The organism is Candidatus Poriferisodalis sp., from assembly GCF_965208925.1.
In the GTDB taxonomy this organism is placed as follows: Bacteria; Actinomycetota; Acidimicrobiia; order Acidimicrobiales; family Poriferisodalaceae; genus Poriferisodalis.
Genome location: NZ_OZ242364.1, coordinates 653,728 through 671,262, shown reverse-complemented (window position 1 = coordinate 671,262; position 17,535 = coordinate 653,728). Strand labels below are relative to the sequence as shown.

Annotated in this window: 18 protein-coding genes; 4 read left to right on the top strand and 14 right to left on the bottom strand. The window is 68.3% G+C overall.

Annotated elements, in window-relative coordinates:
- Window positions 1-72: 72 nt before the first annotated feature.
- Complete coding sequence (locus tag ACOGI5_RS02815) at window positions 73-1,245, top strand: citrate synthase (RefSeq protein WP_419862960.1); 1,173 nt, start codon at window positions 73-75, stop codon at window positions 1,243-1,245.
- A gap of 10 nt (window positions 1,246-1,255) precedes the next feature.
- Here the strand turns inward: ACOGI5_RS02815 and ACOGI5_RS02810 are convergent, their stop codons facing one another.
- From ACOGI5_RS02810 to ACOGI5_RS02755, 12 genes are all read right to left on the bottom strand, one after another.
- Complete coding sequence (locus ACOGI5_RS02810; protein WP_419862959.1) at window positions 1,256-1,822, bottom strand: hypothetical protein; 567 nt, start codon at window positions 1,820-1,822, stop codon at window positions 1,256-1,258.
- Between the two features lie 44 nt (window positions 1,823-1,866).
- A complete protein-coding gene (locus tag ACOGI5_RS02805) occupies window positions 1,867-2,238 on the bottom strand; it encodes a DUF2237 family protein (protein WP_419862958.1) in 372 nt (123 codons plus the stop codon).
- Window positions 2,239-2,251: 13 nt separating this feature from the next.
- Window positions 2,252-2,650, bottom strand: a complete 399-nt coding sequence (locus ACOGI5_RS02800; protein WP_419862957.1) for a DUF2784 domain-containing protein — start codon at window positions 2,648-2,650, stop codon at window positions 2,252-2,254.
- A 44-nt stretch (window positions 2,651-2,694) separates the two neighbouring features.
- Window positions 2,695-3,459: an inositol monophosphatase family protein gene (locus tag ACOGI5_RS02795; RefSeq protein ID WP_419862956.1), complete on the bottom strand. Its 765-nt coding sequence runs from the start codon at window positions 3,457-3,459 to the stop codon at window positions 2,695-2,697.
- A gap of 58 nt (window positions 3,460-3,517) precedes the next feature.
- On the bottom strand, window positions 3,518-5,068 hold the full coding sequence (locus ACOGI5_RS02790; protein WP_419862955.1) for an alpha/beta hydrolase family protein: 1,551 nt from the start codon (window positions 5,066-5,068) through the stop codon (window positions 3,518-3,520).
- A gap of 29 nt (window positions 5,069-5,097) precedes the next feature.
- Window positions 5,098-5,739: a TetR/AcrR family transcriptional regulator gene (locus tag ACOGI5_RS02785; protein WP_419862954.1), complete on the bottom strand. Its 642-nt coding sequence runs from the start codon at window positions 5,737-5,739 to the stop codon at window positions 5,098-5,100.
- Window positions 5,740-5,828: 89 nt separating this feature from the next.
- A complete protein-coding gene (locus tag ACOGI5_RS02780; RefSeq protein ID WP_419862953.1) occupies window positions 5,829-6,575 on the bottom strand; it encodes a RidA family protein in 747 nt (248 codons plus the stop codon).
- A 298-nt stretch (window positions 6,576-6,873) separates the two neighbouring features.
- Window positions 6,874-7,656, bottom strand: a complete 783-nt coding sequence (locus ACOGI5_RS02775) for an SDR family NAD(P)-dependent oxidoreductase (protein WP_419862952.1) — start codon at window positions 7,654-7,656, stop codon at window positions 6,874-6,876.
- The gene (locus ACOGI5_RS02770) at window positions 7,649-8,110 is read right to left on the bottom strand and encodes a cupin domain-containing protein (protein WP_419862951.1); all 462 of its coding nucleotides are present in this window, start codon (window positions 8,108-8,110) and stop codon (window positions 7,649-7,651) included. Before ACOGI5_RS02770 ends, ACOGI5_RS02775 begins: the two co-directional genes overlap by 8 nt.
- A gap of 51 nt (window positions 8,111-8,161) precedes the next feature.
- Window positions 8,162-9,589 carry an amidase gene (locus ACOGI5_RS02765; RefSeq protein WP_419862950.1) on the bottom strand — a complete coding sequence of 476 codons (1,428 nt, stop codon included), beginning with the start codon at window positions 9,587-9,589 and terminating at the stop codon, window positions 8,162-8,164.
- Window positions 9,590-9,660: 71 nt separating this feature from the next.
- Window positions 9,661-10,449, bottom strand: a complete 789-nt coding sequence (locus tag ACOGI5_RS02760) for a short-chain dehydrogenase/reductase (RefSeq protein ID WP_419862949.1) — start codon at window positions 10,447-10,449, stop codon at window positions 9,661-9,663.
- A 61-nt stretch (window positions 10,450-10,510) separates the two neighbouring features.
- Window positions 10,511-11,773, bottom strand: a complete 1,263-nt coding sequence (locus tag ACOGI5_RS02755) for a Fic family protein (protein ID WP_419862948.1) — start codon at window positions 11,771-11,773, stop codon at window positions 10,511-10,513.
- A 171-nt stretch (window positions 11,774-11,944) separates the two neighbouring features.
- Between ACOGI5_RS02755 and ACOGI5_RS02750 the strand changes: the two genes are divergently transcribed.
- Window positions 11,945-13,180 (top strand): acyl-CoA dehydrogenase family protein, encoded by a 1,236-nt coding sequence (locus ACOGI5_RS02750; RefSeq protein ID WP_419862947.1) that lies wholly within the window; start codon window positions 11,945-11,947, stop codon window positions 13,178-13,180.
- Between the two features lie 54 nt (window positions 13,181-13,234).
- Window positions 13,235-13,717, top strand: coding sequence for a VOC family protein (locus tag ACOGI5_RS02745; protein ID WP_419862946.1), 483 nt, complete (start codon window positions 13,235-13,237; stop codon window positions 13,715-13,717).
- A gap of 46 nt (window positions 13,718-13,763) precedes the next feature.
- On the opposite strand, the gene ACOGI5_RS02740 is transcribed toward ACOGI5_RS02745, so the two are convergent.
- Window positions 13,764-14,939, bottom strand: a complete 1,176-nt coding sequence (locus tag ACOGI5_RS02740; protein WP_419862945.1) for an amidohydrolase family protein — start codon at window positions 14,937-14,939, stop codon at window positions 13,764-13,766.
- A gap of 186 nt (window positions 14,940-15,125) precedes the next feature.
- Between ACOGI5_RS02740 and ACOGI5_RS02735 the strand changes: the two genes are divergently transcribed.
- Window positions 15,126-15,899, top strand: coding sequence for an EthD domain-containing protein (locus ACOGI5_RS02735; protein WP_419862944.1), 774 nt, complete (start codon window positions 15,126-15,128; stop codon window positions 15,897-15,899).
- A 3-nt stretch (window positions 15,900-15,902) separates the two neighbouring features.
- Here ACOGI5_RS02735 and ACOGI5_RS02730 read toward each other — a convergent pair whose 3' ends face one another.
- On the bottom strand, window positions 15,903-17,513 hold the full coding sequence (locus ACOGI5_RS02730; RefSeq protein ID WP_419862943.1) for an ABC transporter permease: 1,611 nt from the start codon (window positions 17,511-17,513) through the stop codon (window positions 15,903-15,905).
- Window positions 17,514-17,535: the final 22 nt, after the last annotated feature.

Genomic DNA, 17,535 nt, shown 5'->3' with positions numbered 1-17,535 from the left:
TGACAATGTTGATCAATATCAACGTTGCTGCGCTCCACACGGGGCGTCGCAGACCGAAGGCGAATCAAGCGCATGGATGATTGGCTGACGACCGAGCAGGCAGCTGCACGCCTCGGCGTCAAGCGCGAGACGCTGTATGCCTACGTGAGCAGGGGATTGGTGCACCGGGCGCTCGACGCGGATGGCCGCAGGTCTCGATTCGACCCCTCCGAGATCGATCAGCTGCGACGACGACAACGACCGGAGGGAGAATTCGCCACGCTCGTGTCGACCCGCATCGCACGACCTACCGATGAAGGCGTGCACGTGCGCGGCCGAGACCTCGTGGCCGATGCAGCGCTGTCGAGGTTCGAAGAGGCAGCAGACCGGATATGGCAGGCGGGTCCAGGCGAGTCGTGGCCGTCCGTCGCCGCTCCCGACGAGACTCTCGACGAGGTGCTCACCCGGATTCCGCAGCACACGCCCCCCATGGACCGGCTCCGGATCGGAGTCGCACTGGCCTCCGCCGCAGATCCCCTGCGGGACGACCTGTCGCCGACCTCGGTGCGCACTGCGGCACGTCGAGCCGTCTGCGCGATGGTCAAATCTCTGCCACGGCGCTGCAACCCCCAAGGCGAGAACGTCGCCGACGCGCTGTGGTGCCGCTTGGCTCGTCGGCAGGCCAGCCAGCGACGCCGGTCAGCGCTGAACCGAGCGCTCGTGCTCCTGGCAGAGCACGGCCTGGCGAGCTCCACGCTGGGCGCCCGAGTCGCAGCGTCGGTGCGTGCTGACCCCTACTCGGTCATCACCGCCGGTCTCGGCGTGCTCGGCGGTCGCCTGCACGGCTCAGCGAGTGCCCCGGTGCACCGCCTCCTCGCAGCAGCTGCGCGCAACGGCGATGCGCCTCGTGCTCTCGGCGACGCGCAGCGATCCCTGGGCTTCACGCCCGGGTTCGGACACGTCACGCTCAAGCGACGAGACGCCCGCTGCGGTGCACTGATCGAAGCCCTGACCGGCGCCTGGCCCACCGACGAGCGCCTCGGAACGGTGCTCGAGGTGTACAACCTCGCAGCTGATCGCACCGAGGGCATCGCCACCGTTGACTTCGCCCTCGGCGGCCTGACCTACCTGGCCGACATGACGCCTGAGGCCGGCGAGGCCATCTTCGCCATCGCACGCACCGTCGGCTGGATCGCCCACGCCCTCGAGGAATACGGCGAAGAGCCCCTCAGATTCCGCTTCCGAGCCCGCTACATCGGCGACTGACTACCCAATCTCACCCGCCACATGGCGCGCCGACGGCCAGCTGTACGGGAATCTCCTCGTCTTGCGACGAGACCACGACCTCGACGCAGCCGGGTTCATTCACCCAGATGCCGCCGGCCCAGACCATCCACTCGCCGCGATCGGCGCCACATGGCCAGCCGCCCACGTACTCAGCCGAATTGACGTCGCACGCGGGACCGTGCGAGTCGCAGGGACCGGCCGTCAGTGCGTCGACGCGCCCGAGCACATCGTCCCCGTAATCCAAGAAAGCGTCGCTTGGGGCTGCCGCAATCGCCAGCGAGGCTTGCTGAGCGCGGCGCACGAGCAGCCCGAACTTCGCGAACCGGTAGTCCTCGTAGCCGGAGCCCTCCGAGCCCGAACGCCCGAGCTGCAACATCCCTGTCGGCAGCGCGATGAATCCGCCGCCCGAACCATGTGCGGCGTAGCCAGGACCAGGCTCGGGGACCATGTCGATGACGTGCAGGCATTCGACGAGCCGGTGCCGGAGCTGAGCGTCGGTCGCCAGATCGTCCGCTGTGCTGCCGGTGCAGCCCGAGACCAGTCCTGCAGCCAGCACCGCACAAGCGAGTCGCACCAACCCGGCGAGCTGGCGGCGGGGCCTCAAGCCGTGTTGCCGGTGAACCGGTGCTCCTCCAGGTCGCTGAGGCTGGCCCACTCCAGGGTGCGGGCATGGGTCGACTCCAGCACCACCGGGGGAGCCACGCCCGCCTCGAACGCTTCGGTCCAGCGTGAGGCGCACAGGCACCACTGGTCGCCGGGTTTCAGCCCGTCGAAGCCCGTAGCCGGCTGCGGCGTCGACAGGTCGTTGCCGGCCGAGGCCGAGAACTCCAGGAACTCCGCCGTCATCACCGCGCACACGGTGTGAACGCCGAAATCGCCCGAGTCGGTGTTGCAGCAGCCGTCGCGGAACCAGCCGGTCAGCGGGTCATACGAGCACGGCTGCAGCTCGTCGCCGAGAACGTTCTGGGCCACGCCGCCCAGTCTCTCAGGTCGTCGCCATGGTCGAACGTGCAGCCGATCGCGCACGCAGGCGGGCGGCGGCCGCGTAGACCAGCCAGCCCAGGCACCACGCCGCAACGATGACGACCAGCACCGTCTCGCCTCTGGCATCCAGGCCCGGGCCGTAGAACGGCTCCACGAAGTAGTGCGATATGAAGCCGCCGCGGTAGGGCGTCTGTTGTGCGAGGCGCCACAGGTCCTTCTCCCACATCGTCAGCGGGCACGGCAGCCGGGGGACGTTGATGGCCGCAATCGGCAGCACCACGGCCAGGTACCACGGCATCAGTCTTTGGCGGCGCGCCGCCAGCGGTGCTCCCACAACGACGAAGACGGCCAGCAGCCCATGGGTAAGCGCCACGGCTGCCGCCGCCAACCACGCGGCCACGCATCCACGCTACGCGTGGCGGCTCTGCCCGGGGACTCAGCCGCTCAGCCGACGATCAGCTCCCGCAGCGGCCCGAAGATCGTCGGGCTGGCGGCGAACACCAGGTCGTCGTTGAGCTCGTCGGGCAGCTCGACCCGGGCGCCCGCTTCCGCAGCGATCAACGCGCCAGCGGCCCAGTCGTACACCCGCAGGTCGTGCTCGAAGAAGGCGTCGCAGCGACTGTTGGCGACCCAGCACAGGTGCAGCGCCGCAGAGCCGAAAGCCCGAACGTCGCGGGTCGCCGGAAGCACACGCGCGAGCGCTGCGGTTTGCTCGCGTCGCCTGCCTGCGTGGTAGGAGAAACCCGTTGCCACGAGCGCTTGCGCCAGGCTTTCTTGTGCCGTGCTGGCAATGGGCGAGCCGTCCAGACGAGCGCCTGAGCCGAGTGCGGCCGAGAACACCTCGCCGCGCAGAACGTCGGCAACAGCCCCCGCCACGACGGTGCCGTCACGGGTCGCCGCGATGCTCACGCCGAACACCGGCAGGTCGTACAGGAAGTTGACGGTGCCGTCGATGGGGTCCACGATCCAGCCGACGCCGCTGCGACCGACTTCGTCACCCAGCTCCTCGCCGACGATCGACGAACCCGGGCAGCGACGCAGCAGCTCGCCCCGGATGAGCTCCTCGGACTGAATGTCCACGGCCGTGACCACGTCGGTCGGTGAAGACTTGGTGCGCAGCGCCTCGCCGGTGCCCACCACCCCCCGCAGGAACGTGGCTGCAACCTCGGCGACCTCAACAGCGATCTTCTCCAGCTCAGCAGGCGTCATGCGCCGCTCACCTTGCCATGCCCACTTGCATTCAGCGAGGTCACTGCACCGCCGACTGTTACCGGCTGCCGACCTGCTCGGCCAGCCACGGCAACAAGAAGGCCAGGAAGTCGGCTGCGAACTCGGGCCGCAGCAGGTCGTACTCGTCGGGGCTGCCCGTGGTGGCTGCCTGGAACAGATGGTTGGCCCCCAGAACCGTCCCGATCGCATAGCTGGGCACGTCCGATGCTGCGATCGCTTCGGACACGGCGCTCGCGTTGGGGCCAGCGCGCACCTGGGTGTCCAGCTCGCCGAACAGTGCCAGCACGGGAACGTCCAAGGCCGCTATGGCGGCTGCGGAATCGTGCTGGAGGGTCGAAACGAACCACGGGCTCTGCCAAGCGGTCATGTCCTGGCTGACGACGACGTCGATGTACTCGTCGAGATCGCCCAGAGCTTGGCGGCTTTGTTCGGGCAGCTCTTGCACCTGCTGGCGAGCGAGCGCGCGAAGCGCACGTTCCACGTCTTCCCAGCCCTGCCCCGTGGAGATCGCCTCGAAGGCCATGTGCTGGGCCGCCTGGTATTGCTCGATCTGATCCTGAGACATCCCCGACAGCTCCAGCAGCTCCAGCTGGGCCTCGAGCAGCTCGGGTCTTGGCACGGCCGGGGCCGCCAGCAGTGCAACGAAGGCAACGCGGCCGGACCGGCTGGCTGCCAAGGGCGCGACCATGCCGCCCTCGCTGTGGCCGATCAGACCGATGCGCTTGGCGTCGATGTCGTCTCGGGAGACGAGCAGGTCCACTGCTGCTGCCACATCTGCCGCTCGGTCCTCGATGGTGGCCTGCAGGCCGTCGCCGGACGATCCGCCGATGCCTCGGTCGTCGTAGCGAAGCGACGCGATGCCGATGGTGGCCAACTCCTCCGCAAGCGCCGCAAAGACCCTGAAGCCGGCCACGTCGACATCGCGCGTCTGGTCGCCGCTGCCGCTGATGAGCACCACCGCGGGGTGCGGCCCGTCACCGTCAGGCAGGGTGACCTGGCCGGCGAGGACGATGTCGCTGTTCGTGAACGTCACGTCGTCGCTGCGGAACGCCGACGGCTCGGGCTCGCCAGCGCGCTCCAATCGGAAGATCCCCGCCGCGTCGGCCTGGTTGAAGTCGCCGTCGATCACCCCATCGCCCACTTCCCCGTCCCAGATGGCCTGACCGAAGGGCGACTCGAGCTCGAAATGGATATGGCGTCCGTCGAGCGAGACGTTGACCAGATCGAGTCCGATCCCGCCCTGGATGTCCATAGCTGCGAGCAACTCGTCACCGGACAGCTCGAATGCGACGGCAAAGGGCAACTCGCCGAGCGCCACGATGCGGGTGACGCCCTCCCAGCGACCCACCAGTTCTGTGCCGATACCGATATCGGCCGCTGGGGCGACTGTGGATTCAGATTGATCTGAGGTCGCGGGAACTGCCGGCAACTCCGTGGTCGCTGCGGGAGCTGTCGTTGCGGGAGGTTCCGGCGCTGCCGTGATGGCCGTGATCGGGTCCGTGCCGGCAGTCGTCGGCGACGAAATGCCCGGACTGCTGCAGGCGAAGGCCATCACACCGACCAGCAGCGCCGTCAGTGCTGGGAGCATGCGTGCCGGCCTCGGGCCGGCCGGGCGGCTCAGGTGGTTGGCCCGATCGCGCTGATGAGCCGAGCCACCAATGCCGACCACTCGTCGTCGGGCGGTGGTGGCCGCTCGGAGGATTGAACACGCAGGGCCAGGAACGAACCGAGGCCGAGCGACTGGCAGAGAAGGACGATGGAGGCGGTGCTCAATGACGGGTCGATCAGCCCGGCTTCCTTGCCTGCATCCACGATCTCTCCGAGTTCTCTCGCCTCGACTTCCTGAGCGTGGACAATCGCAGCGTCACTCGTTCCTTCTCGACTGGCGCTCACGCATGCTTCGATCCAGAGGTTGCGTGTGTCATCGCGCCCGGTGTTGAGCAGGTTGGCGCCGAGCAAGGCGAGCTTCTCGGCCGGGGTCGCATCGACGCTCTTGATCAGCAGCAGCATGCGTTGCGCGGAGGCGTGCTCGACGACTGCCTCGAACATCTCGTGCTTGTTGGCCCAGCGCGCATAAATGGCGCCGGACGTCATGCCGCATCTGCGGGCAATCGCCGAAACCGTGGCGGCTTCGAAGCCGCGCTCGCCGAATACCGCTATGGCTGCGTCCAGGAGCTCCTCGGTGACCCGCTCGGATTTGCGCCTGGGTTGGGTGAGCTCCTCATGGATGGGAGGCCCAGAGTCCTGTGCAGCTGTCACTGACCGCCGAGCGTAGCCGTCGCACATGGCCGGTCAATACGATCCCGAGGAAGTTCCTCTCTCGCGTACCGTTGCTTGTGAGGATTCCTTCACACAGTGATTTCGTGCCGGATCCCGCGGACATCCATTTCGAAGTCGAGATCGATGACGGGCGGGCGCGATCGGTACCAGCGCAGGCCGTGGCGCGTCGCCGGCCCCATGGCCCCGATGACGGCGTCTTCCAGCAGGCCTTCGTGCATGAACACCGTGTACACGTCGGTGGTGGTGACGAGGTGCCAGCCTGCACCCATGGCCCCCAGGCGAGAGCCCATGGTGGCGGCCACGAACGCCGCTTTCTCCCGCATGGCCTCGGGCCCGGTCTCGCCCTTGCGGATGATCTCGTTGTCATCGAGCGACGCCTCGGGGATCTCACCGGCTCCCGACACGACAAAGGTGACGGGGGCGTCGTCGGCCTCGACGGTGTAGGAGAAGGCGTGCAGCACGGGCTCAGCGGGCGGGCCGTGCGCGGGGGCGACGTTGGTGCGAGCCAGCGGGTTGTGATCGCCGACGTAGAGATCCCATGACCGGACGAGCTCGACATAACCGGCGTTGAAGTCGATGAAGTCGGGCATCGAGTACGGCGCAGGGCAGCGCAGCTCGATGGCGCACAGCGCGGGACGTTCCCGCCCGACAGCGGCCAGATGGGCGTCGATCTGCTCGAACCCCTGGCGCCATGGCACCTGGGCGGCGAGCGTGGCGTGGACGACCTCGTGGCCTGCGTTTGCCACCACACCGCTCGAGAACGGCGAGATGCCGGTGAGGAATCGGTACCCGCCAGCGGGATTGTCGATGAGCATCCGTGTCTCCTTGTAGAGGCTGGCCTCTACTTAGCAGAACGCTCCCGTGAACGGGATGGCAGCCCTAGCCGCTGGCCATCGTCCAGCTCAGGACCAGCAGGCAGCCGGCCAGCGCCACAGCGATCGCGAGCATCCAATCGCCGGCACGAGCCCGAGACTCTGTCGAGGTGTCCATGGTGGTTTCTCCGCTTCTGTGAAGCGTGCCCTTGAGTGCACGTTGTCTTTCCCGCAGTGCACCAGGGGGGTGTGACAACCAAGAGCTGCGGTCAGCGGTGACAGCGAGCGGCAGGCTGCGGCGTCACCACGTCGGCCGGGTGAGCACGCCGCCGTCGACCACCAGATCCACCCCGGTGATCCACCGTGCCAAGTCCGAGCAGAGGAACACGCATGCATCGCCGATGTCTGCGGCTGTGCCCAACCGGCCCAGCGGAGCCGCTTCGTGCCAGCGGGCCACGCCCTCGGGCCAGTCGTCGTCGAGACCGGGACGGTCGATGAGGCCCGGCGAGATGCTGTTGACGCGGATGCCGTCGGGGCCGTAGGCGCCTGCGGCCGCTCGGGCGTGCATCAGCAGACCCGCCTTGGCCGTCGCGTAGTGGCCGTGCAGGTCGGTGGGCTGGTGCCCCTCGATCGAGGCGATGTGGACGATCGATCCGCCCGCACCGAGTTCCCGCATGGCGGCGGCCGCGCACTGCGTCAGCCGGTGCGCCGCCGTCAGGTTGACGTCGATCATCTCGGACCAGTCGCTGTCGCTCAGATCGGCGAAGTGCACGAGCGGCTGGATGGCGGCGTTGTTGACGAGCCCATCGAGGCGACCGCACGCGCTCAGCGCGGCATCCACGACGCGTTGGGGCGCATCGGGTTCGACCAGGTCGGCCTGCACTGATGCCACGGGTTGCCCATCTGCGTCCACCAGATGGTCGGTCGGGGACGAGCGGGTATGGGCCACGACGGTGGCACCGGCGGCCATCAGCCGGCGGGCGATGCCGGAGCCGATGCCCCCGCCGGCTCCGGTCACCACGATGACCCGACCGTCCAATCGGATTAGCTCGTCCGGCGGCGGCAGCTCGTCCTGCTCAGCCATCTCCGGGGTCCTCCCGTGTGAGGCGTTCGATATCGGCGGCAGCTTCGGGATATGCGTGGGCGAGCTCGGCCCGGCCGCCGAGCTCGAATCCGGCCTCGTGGTAGCCGGGTGCCATCGTGGTGCCCACCAGCGACCAGTCCCCGGCGGTCTCCGCCGCCATCCAGGTGCCTGCCCCGACAACCACAACCGGCCGCTCGTCGGCCGCCAATTCGTCTCCGAGCCGCGGCCGCGTCACCTTCCCGCCGGGCTCCAGCAGCAGCATGTCCACTGCAGCGCCGGCGTAGTGATGCCACAGCTCCACGCTGTCCAGCCGGTGCAGCGCCGAGAAGTCGTCGGGCTGCAGCAGGAAGTAGATGGCCGTCGAGTGCTCGTCACGCCACGTCTCGGCCCACTGGCCGCCCTCGCCCGGGAGCGGCACGAGCCCTAACAGCTCGATCACCTCGTCCGCATCCACCGGCCCAACGTAACCCTGTGATCCCCGCCCGGGCGCACCGGCAAAGCTGTCTCAGTCGAGTTCGAGCTCCGGCGGGATGGGGTCGAGGCCCAGCAGGTCCTCCAGCACAGCGATGGTCTGCAGCACACCCACATCGTCGGTCTGGTGGCCCAGCACGCTCAGCCCGATCGGCATGCCGTCGCTGGTGAAACCGCTGCACACCGTGCCTGCCGGACGCCGGGTGAGGTTGGCCAGCGGAGTGAAGCGCACCCAGTTCTCCACTTCGACCCCGTCGACGGTGCCGTCGCCGCCGACTACTGGTGTTTGGCCCGCCATCGTGGGCAGCAACATCGCATCGAACCCAGCCATCACCTCACCGAGCCGTACCGACATCTCCCCGCACTGCTGCCGTGCCACAGCCAGTGTGTCCACCGTCACTTGTTCGAACATCTCCTCCAGCGCCACGGCTAGCCAGTCGGTGATGTCGCCCCACGCGGGCGTGCCCAGCAGCGGCCGGAATGCAGGTCCCATGGCCCCGATCAAGAACAGCGGCACGAACGCCCGCGACACCGCATCGGCTGGATCGAACAGTGTCCCCATCTCGACGACCTCGACACCTTCGGCAGCCAGTAGCTCCAGCGCTGCCGCACACGACGCCACGATCTCCGAGTCCACAGGCCCGCCGTCGAATGAAGGTGCCCACAGCACCCTCGAGGGCAGCGGGGGATCGTCGAGCGCAGCGCGCCATGACTCGGTCGGTGCCGGCAGGCTGCGCAGATCAGACGGATGAGGTCCGACCAGCGCATCGAGGCAGTACGCCACGTCCCGGATGCGGCGGGCCATGGGGCCGACGCACGACAGATCCAGCAGCCCCAGCGGGGGCGGACCGCTCGGCACACGCCCGTGGCTGGGCTTGAGACCGGACATTCCGCACATGGCCGAGGGGATGCGGATGGAGCCCCCGCCATCGGAGCCGGTGCCCACCGGCACCATGCCCGACATCACCGCCGCCGCCGTGCCGCCCGATGATCCGCCGGGGGAGCGGCCGGACTGCCACGGGTTCCACGTGGGGCCGAAGACGTTGTTGTAGGTGTCGCCCATGCAGCCGAACTCGGGCGTGTTGGTTTTGCCGAGGATCACCGCGCCCGCAGCCCGCATGCGCGCCACCTCGGTGGAATCGGCAGCGACCGGCGGGCTGTCACGCAGGTGCATCGCCCCCCGCGTGGTGACGAATCCGGCGGCGTCGGCGAGGTCTTTGACCCCGATCGGGATGCCCGCCAGAGGCCCCACATCCTCACCGGCATCGAGCCGCTCGTCGATCGCCGCGGCCTGGCGGCGTGCATCCTCGGCGTCGAGCGCCACGAACGCGTTGAGCTGTGGGTTCAGCGCCTCAATGCGCCCCAGCGCGCGCTCGGTGACCGCCGCAGCCGTGAGCGTGCGGTCTCGCACCATCGCCGCCAGCGCCTCCACCGACACCGTCCGAAAGTCGGGCACGTCCATGGCTGCCTCCCCTGTCCCGCTTGCCGCCGGACACTAGCGAGCCGCTGAAACCCCGCCGGGCAGCGACTTCCTCAACGAGCGGATGCGCCGCCGTCGATGGTGATCGACGTGCCGCTGACGTGACTCGCCCGGTCAGACGCCAGAAAGGCCACCACATCGGCCACCTGCTCCACCGTGCCCGGTGCGGGATCGGCGGGGATCAGTTCCTCCCAGCGCGACTCGTCGCCGAGCTCGTCGATGGCCTGGCGGCGGAGCATGTCGCCCATCCGGTCGGTGATGATCAGGCCGGGATTGACGGCCACCACGCGCACGCCGTCGCGCAGGCTCCGGCTGCCGAGCGCAGCGGTCATGGCGACGAGGCCGCTGTTGCCCACCCCGCCGGCGATGTACGACGGCTGCGGTCGCAGCGACGCCACGCCGATGACGTTCACGATGACTCCGCTGCCCCGAGATGTCATCAACGGCAGGAGCGCGCGGCACAGGTCGATGTAGCCGAACACCTTCAGGTCCCAGGCCTCGCGCCAGGTCGCGTCGTCCACCGTGACGATGTCGCCGGCGGGAATCGCCCCGGCGTTGTTCACCCAGATGTCGACCAGCCCAGCACCGCCGCCATCGCAGCCGGTCTCGCCAAGCAGAGTCTGCCGGCCCTCCGGCGTCGACAGGTCGACGGCGTGCGTCGTGACGGCCGCCCCAGGCGCCTCCTCCTGCACCTGATTGGCGGCCTGCGCCAGTACGTCCGCCGATCGAGCGGCCAGCGCGATATCGCAGCCCTCACGGGCCAGCGCCACGGCGCAGCCGAGCCCGATCCCCTTCGATGCGCCGGTGATCACCGCACGCCGGCCAGCCAGTCCCAGATCCATCGGCTCAACGTAACGCCGGCCTGCGAGTCGTGCGGGCGTGACAGCCGACCCGCAGGTTCGTCTAGAAGAGCTGAGGCTGCGCGTCTTGGTACGGGTCGGTGTCGTCCCGCGTGAGTCGCATGCTGCGGATCTGCCGCCAGATGTCCGCGAGATCTTCTGAAGGACGATATTTCCTTCCGCGCTTGTCGCCGACCGGCGTGAGCAATCCGGCCCTCACCATTGTCTGGAGATCCCGTGAAGCCATGCCGCTGCTGACTGGCTCCCCATCGGTCGTCTCGGTCCGAGCGAGGTACAGCGACCGTCGCACTGTCCATCCGCGGGCTGCGTCGCACAGCGTGCCGACAGTTCGTTCTGGCACATTGCGCTGCTGCGCAAGTTGGCTGCACGCGTCCCACAGCACTTCGAATTCGAGCACCCGGCGCAGCACAGTGCGCGCTTGGCGAAGGTGTGCCGTTAAGCAGAACTCGATCCAGGGGCGCGCACTGCGCTCCGGCGACCATCGACCACCGGCGACTGCACTGAGCGCTGCGTAATAGTCCACGGTGTTGCGTCCGAGGTACTCCTCGATGCTGAGGAATTCCGGCGCGAGCGGATCGTCGTCCCGCACGGCGGCTGCGGCGAGCAACAGGGTCTGCACGCAGCGCGCCATCCGGCCGTTTCCGTCGCTGAATGGATGGATGAGCACCAAGTTGAGGTGCGCCATTGCGGCAGCAACCATCGTCGGCACAGTGTCATCGGAGAAGAGGTCGTCGCACTGCTCGAAGAATTCACCGAGCAAGACTTCGATGACTTGGCGCTCCGGGGCGTCATACACCGACTCGCCGTCGGTGTCGGCAACCCAGATCGCACCTGGACGAAGTTGACCCGGGTAGTGGGCGAGGTCGTGCTTGATCATCATGAAGTGCAGTGACCGGAGCGTCGACAGGTCGACCGGCAGCGGCGGGGCCCAGGAGCTTCCCGACTCGGAGCCTGCTGCGTCGTGTGCCGATGAGTCGCGAAGCCGATCTCGCGGCGACACCCCGGCAGCGAGTTGCAGCGCGTAGGTCATGGCGTCGCGGTAGCCGGCCACAGCGCTGACAGTGTCTTCGGACACCTCGGCGATCGGTTCATCGTGGTCGATGACAGCGGCCGCATCCTCAACGCTGGCGTGGTACCCCTCGATCGAGTTTGAGCCTTGAACAGCGCGCGCGAATTGGGCGCGACGAAGGGTGCCGTACCAACGTCGTCGCATGCGCAGATACGGCCTGAGCTGTTCCCGCAGATGCTCGACTTCATCCGCGACAGCCGCGTCGGTGGCTGTCATGTCGGGCACTTCGTAGATCACACGCGTGATACTACCCACTTATTCGTCGTTAGACAATGAATATTAATCATCATCTCACAGTGGAATGATTGTGTGAAACGGTCATGGAAGGAACACCGGCACCGAGCCGTCACGGACCATGAACCTGCTGCCGTTCGGGCGGCGCTTGGGCTTCGGTTCTACGCTGCGCGCATGGCGAGCGTCGACGAGGTTCGTGACGAAGCCCGCACGTGGCTGGAAGAGCACTGGCAACGTGAGCGGCCGCTCATCGAGTGGCGCAATCTGCTGGCTGACACCGGGTGGGGCACGCCGTCGTGGCCCGTCGAGTGGCACGGGCGCGGGCTGCCGCCGTCAATGGATGCCGTGGTGGCCCGCGAGTTCGACGCGGTCGGAGCAGTCGGGGTGGCGGCGGGCGTCAGCATGTATCTCGTCGCGCCGACCTTGCTGGCCCACGCCGATGACGATCAGAAGCGGCGCCACCTGCGACCGATCCTCACCGGCGAGCACAAGTGGTGCCAGCTCTTCTCCGAGCCCACCAACGGCTCAGACCTGGCGGGACTGGTGACCCGAGCCGACCGCGACGGCGACGAGTGGATCGTCAACGGGCAGAAGGTGTGGAACTCGGGAGCGCACAAGGCCCGCTTCGGCATTTTGATGGCGCGCACCAACTGGGACGTGCCCAAGCACCAAGGCATCTCGTACTTCCTGATCCCGATGGACCAGCCCGGCGTGGAGGTGCGCCCGCTGCGCCAGATGAACGGCCACGCCACGTTCAACGAGGTGTTCTTCGAGGATGCCCGGGTGCCCGGCGACGAGCTGGTCGGCAACCCCGGCGACGGCTGGCGCATCGGCCTCACCACGCTCACCCACGAGCGGGCCGCGGTGGCCACGCGCCGCCCGCGCTACCCGGCCGACGGCGGCCCGACGGTCGAGCGGGCGAAGCAGGAGAGCGACGAGTACTTCGCCACCTACAAGTGGTACCCGCAGCGAGCCGGCCGGGCGAACCTGGTGGTCCCCGAAGCGCAGCGCACCGGTCGGGTCAGCGACCCCGTAGTCCGCCAGCAGATCGCCCGGGTCGAGACGCTGCGCCGCATCGCGTCGTGGACCACCCAGCGCGCCCGGGCTGCCCGTGCTGCCGGCAAGCCGCCCGGCCCGGAGGGTTCGCTCACCAAGCTGAACATGTCGGTGACGGCCCGGGCCTGCCATGTGGCCCACACGATGATCGCCGGTTCCATGGGCATGCTGGTCGGCCCTGGTTCGAACGCCGACGGCATCGTGTCGGAGATTCTGATGTCCACGCCGGCCATGTCGATTGCCGGCGGCACCGACGAGATCCAGCGCAACATCATCGGCGAACGGGTGCTGGGCCTGCCCAAAGAACCAGACGACGCCAAGGACATCCCCTACAAGGACGCCCGCCGCAACTGAGCCCCGCTGGGGACCGGGCAGACGGCGCGCGGGCTGCTCGGTACGATCCGTCGCGTGGCCACGCTGGGCTTGCGACATGCGGTGCTGTGGGTGAACGACCCGGAGGCATCGGCTCGCTTCTACGAACAGGCGCTCGGCCTGGAAGTCGCGAACCGCTACGGCACAGCGGTGTTCATGGCGTCACCCGACTCCAATACCGACCACGACCTCGGCTTGTTCGATGCTGCCGGCGAGGGTGCGCCGGCCCGCCACGTGGGCCTGTATCACCTGGCCTGGGAAGTGGCCACGCTGGCCGAGTTGGCCGACGCCAAGACTCGGCTGGCCGAGATGGGCGTGCTGGTCGGCGAGAACAACCACGGCGTCAGCCGCAGCCTGTACTGCCACGACCCCGACGGCATCGAGTTCGAGGTGATGTGGGAGGTGCCGCCGGAGCTCTACGAACCCGACGCGCCCCGCAACGTCCCGCTCGACCTCGACGCCGACATGGCCCGCTGGGGCGCCGACTGCCTCAGCCGCGGCGCCCGCCCCGCCGCGTAGCCACCTGAAGCATCGGCGGCACTCGCGGCGCTGGCCGCGCCGGCCGCTACACGTCGATCTTGTAGAGCCGGGCGGCGTTGTCCTGCAAAATCTGCTTCTGCACGGCGGGGTCGAGGCTGCCGATCGCATCACGCACCCGCTCGACACTCTTCGGGTACAGGCACGTGGGGTGCGGGATGTCGGTCTCGAACATGATCTGGCTGGCCCCGATGTGGTCGATGGCTGGCGCCAGCGTCTGGGACTCGAACCAGAAGCAGCCGTAGAACTGCCGCCGGAAGTAGTCCGACGGCTTCATCGACAGGTGCGCCAGATGCTCGGGCGCGGTCTCGCCGCACTGGTAGTCGAGCGCGTCGAGCAGGAACGGGATCCAGCCGACGCCACTCTCCACCGACACGAAGTTGAGGTTCGGGTAGCGCTCGGGCACGTCGCTGACCAGCAGGTTCACCATCCAGCGAAGCTGGCCCAGGAAGATCGCCGCCCCGCCGAGCGAGATCTTCACATCGCCCGACCAGGTGTCGTACGGCACTTTGCCCGACCAGTCGATGTCTCCCTCCGAGGCGCCGATGTGGAAGTTGACCGGCATCTCCAGCGCCTCGCAGATCTCCCAGAACGGCCGCCACTCGGGCTGGGCGAAGTTGGGCATGCCCGAGTCGTGCGGGTTGGAGCACATCACGATGCCCTTGGCGCCGTTGCGGTGCATCCGGTCGACCTCGAGCACGCTGGCGTCGATGTCCCACCACGGCACCAGCGCCATCGGCAAAATGCGGCCGCCCGAGCGAGCCTGCAGGTCGGCCATCCAGTCGTTGTAGATCTCCACGCAGGCGATGCGCAGCGCCCGGTCCTCCACCTTCAGGAAGTTCTGATTCCCGAAGCCGCCGACGTTGGGGTACACGATGCCGTGCGACACGCCCATGGCGTCCATCAGCTCGAGGCGGGCGTCGCAGTCGTAGGAGGCGGCGTGCACCATCTCGATGTCGTGCTTGAGGAACTTCAGCCCCAGCATCTTCTCGCCGTCGGGCAGGATCGCCGACACCGCTGAGTCGCCCGCGATCGGGATGTCGCCGTTCACCACCCACTTGCGCTTGCCGTCGTGCTCGCGGATCTGGGGCACCAGGTCGCGGTACTTGGCGGGCGCCAGGCTGGTCCACAGGTCGTGCGGCTCGGTCCAGTGCGTGTCCGAGTCGACGATCTTGATGCCCGGAAAGAACTCAGTGATCGGCATGGCCGCATAACCCCCTCGGTGCCCACCGGCACCTCGGTCGAAATTATCACCGGACCCCGCCAGCGATCAGGGCTGGTACTGCCGGGGCGGGCAACACGACCGCGTCGACGGCGCCAGGTCGGAACGCGCCGTCTGCCAAGCGACCCGATCTGCGCGAAGCTCGGCTCATCTCCAAGGAGGCGGACAATGCTGCGACTCACGTTCCTGCTGCGGCGCAAGAAGGGCATGAGCCGGGCCGAGATGCAGGACTACTGGCTGAACGTGCACGGGCCGCTGGTGGTATCGCACTCGGCGACAGCGAAGATGCTGCGCTACGTCCAGGTGCACACCACCGACGACGACCACAGCCGCCTGCCGGGCCGGCGCGGCCAGATGGAAGAACCCTACGACGGCGTCGCTGAGGTCTGGTGGGAGTCGAAGGAGTCGATGCTGGAGGCCATGCGCACCGATGCCGGCCGCGAGTTCGACCGGGTGCTGGTGGAAGACGAGCTTAACTTCGCCGACATCGAGAACTCCTCGGCGTACTACTGCTACGAGTACCCGCAGGTGAACCCCACGCCGGAGAACATCGTGGCCACTGAGCGCTCCAGTCTGGTGAAGCTGTACTTCAGCTTCCGCCACCTGCCGTCGCTCAGCATCGACGAGGCGCAGTGGTACTGGCGGACCCATCACGGGCCCGTCATCCGCCGCCAGGCACAGTCGTCAGGCATCTTGCGGTACCAGCAGGTGCACGCCGACGAGCACTCCTTCACGGCGGCCGTCAACCGCTCGCGAGGCTCGACCGTGGAGCCCTATACCGGGCACGCCGAGGTGTGGATGGACCGCAGCGCCATGGGCAACGCGATCCCCGAGAACCGTGCCGCATCCCGCCGGGCGTACGAGGACGAGGCCAACTTCATCGACTTCGGCCGCTCGGTGATGTTCCTGGCCAAAGAGCACGTGATGGTCGACCACCGCTGAGTATCAGGTCTGCTCTTGGCGGCGGACCACGAAGAACCACGTCAGCGCGAACGACAGCACGACGAGGATCACGCTCATCAGCCCGGCCTCGGCGATGAACGCATCCTCGAACGAGCCGAAGATGCGGGTGGTCAGCGTGGAGAAGTCCAGGGGCGACACGAACAGGCTGATCGGCAGCTCCTTCATCACCGACAGCAGCACCAGCCCCCCGGATGCGCCGAGCGCGGGCCCCATCACCGGCACGTCCACGGTGAAGAAGCGGCGCACCGGCCCGGCGCCGAGCAGCCGGGCGGAGTCGTGCAGCCGATCGGGCACGCTGCGCACCGCCACCACGCTGATGCCCATGGCCAGCGACCCGAAGCGCACGATGTAGGCGAAGATCAGCAGCACGGTCGTGTCGCCGAGCAGCTCCAGCACCACGTCAGTCCGCAGCACCCAGAAGCGCATCGACAATGCGATCAGCAGCCCGGGCAGCGCGAACGTGCTGATGACCACGGCGTGCGCGAGCGACCCGGTGCGGGACCGGTGCCGTCCCACCAGCATGGCGATGGGCAGCACTGCCGCCACCGAGATGGCGGCAGCCACCACGCTCACCCACACGGTGTTGAAGGTGGCGTCGGCGATGCTGCCGTAGTCGACCGCGAGCGCCCGCTCGCCGGTCACCGAGCGCAGCACGCCCCGCTGCGCCCAGTCCACCAGCGCGATGAAGGGCGCTGCCACGCTCGCGAACACGGTCAGCCCGACCGCCGCGACGGCGACGGTCTTCCAGCGGCCCAAGCGATAGTCGAGGGGCCGGTTCGAGCCGGTGCGAGCGCCATCGGGCAGCCGGCGGGAGAACCACCGCTCGGCCAGCACCACTGCCGCTGCGAGCACCAGCAGCATCAGGCTGAGTGCCAGCGCCACCGGCGGGTTCGCCAGGTGGTTCGTGGCGATGGCGCGGGTCAGCGTGTCGTAGCGCATCAGCTGCACCGCACCGAAATCGCTGAGCGTGTACAGGAACACCAGCAGCGTGCCGGCCCCGATGGCGGTGCCCGCGTGGGGCAGGCAGATGCGGCGGAACACCGCGAAGGCACTGTCGCCGAGCATCCGGGCGCTCTCCTCGAGGCTGCCGGGGAGCTGGCGCAGCCGGGCGGCAACCGGCAGGTACACGTAGGGGTAGGTCATCAGCAGCAGCACCAGCCAGGCGCCGAAGAAGCCGCGCAGCTCGGGCACCGTCGTGATGCCGATGTAGGCGAGCAGGTCGTTGGCCAGGCCGCCCGGGTTGAGCGTGCGGATGAACGCCGCGGCGCCGACGAAGGTCGGGTACACGAGCGGCAGCGGCAGCAGCACCCGCCACAGCCTGCGCAGCGGCAGGTCGGTGCGGGCGGTGAGCCACGCCAGACCGGTGCCGAGCACCAGCGCGCACGCCGAGACCGACACGGCGAGCCGCAGCGACCGCCACAGCGGGCCCAGCGTGCGGGCGCTCCACAGCAGGCCGTCGGGGCCGGTGCCGTCGCGCAGCGCCCGGTACACCAGGTACACGCCGGGGAAGGCGAACAGGAATGCCAGCGCCACGCCGGCGAGGCGCAGCGCCGGCGGTGCCGTGCTGCGTCCCCGCCGGGTGGCGGCGATCATCTCAGCCACCCGATCGGGCCGG

What these genes read in the sequence shown, in the direction of transcription:
- ACOGI5_RS02730 (WP_419862943.1), bottom strand. Translation starts at nt 17,513, where the DNA reads ATGATCGCCGCCACCCGGCGGGGACGCAGCACGGCACCGCCGGCGCTG.
- ACOGI5_RS02765 (WP_419862950.1), bottom strand. Translation starts at nt 9,589, where the DNA reads ATGGACGTGCCCGACTTTCGGACGGTGTCGGTGGAGGCGCTGGCGGCG.
- ACOGI5_RS02750 (WP_419862947.1), top strand. Translation starts at nt 11,945, where the DNA reads ATGGCGAGCGTCGACGAGGTTCGTGACGAAGCCCGCACGTGGCTGGAA.
- ACOGI5_RS02780 (WP_419862953.1), bottom strand. Translation starts at nt 6,575, where the DNA reads ATGCTCATCGACAATCCCGCTGGCGGGTACCGATTCCTCACCGGCATC.
- ACOGI5_RS02815 (WP_419862960.1), top strand. Translation starts at nt 73, where the DNA reads ATGGATGATTGGCTGACGACCGAGCAGGCAGCTGCACGCCTCGGCGTC.
- ACOGI5_RS02735 (WP_419862944.1), top strand. Translation starts at nt 15,126, where the DNA reads ATGCTGCGACTCACGTTCCTGCTGCGGCGCAAGAAGGGCATGAGCCGG.
- ACOGI5_RS02775 (WP_419862952.1), bottom strand. Translation starts at nt 7,656, where the DNA reads ATGGCTGAGCAGGACGAGCTGCCGCCGCCGGACGAGCTAATCCGATTG.
- ACOGI5_RS02740 (WP_419862945.1), bottom strand. Translation starts at nt 14,939, where the DNA reads ATGCCGATCACTGAGTTCTTTCCGGGCATCAAGATCGTCGACTCGGAC.
- ACOGI5_RS02790 (WP_419862955.1), bottom strand. Translation starts at nt 5,068, where the DNA reads ATGCTCCCAGCACTGACGGCGCTGCTGGTCGGTGTGATGGCCTTCGCC.
- ACOGI5_RS02760 (WP_419862949.1), bottom strand. Translation starts at nt 10,449, where the DNA reads ATGGATCTGGGACTGGCTGGCCGGCGTGCGGTGATCACCGGCGCATCG.
- ACOGI5_RS02795 (WP_419862956.1), bottom strand. Translation starts at nt 3,459, where the DNA reads ATGACGCCTGCTGAGCTGGAGAAGATCGCTGTTGAGGTCGCCGAGGTT.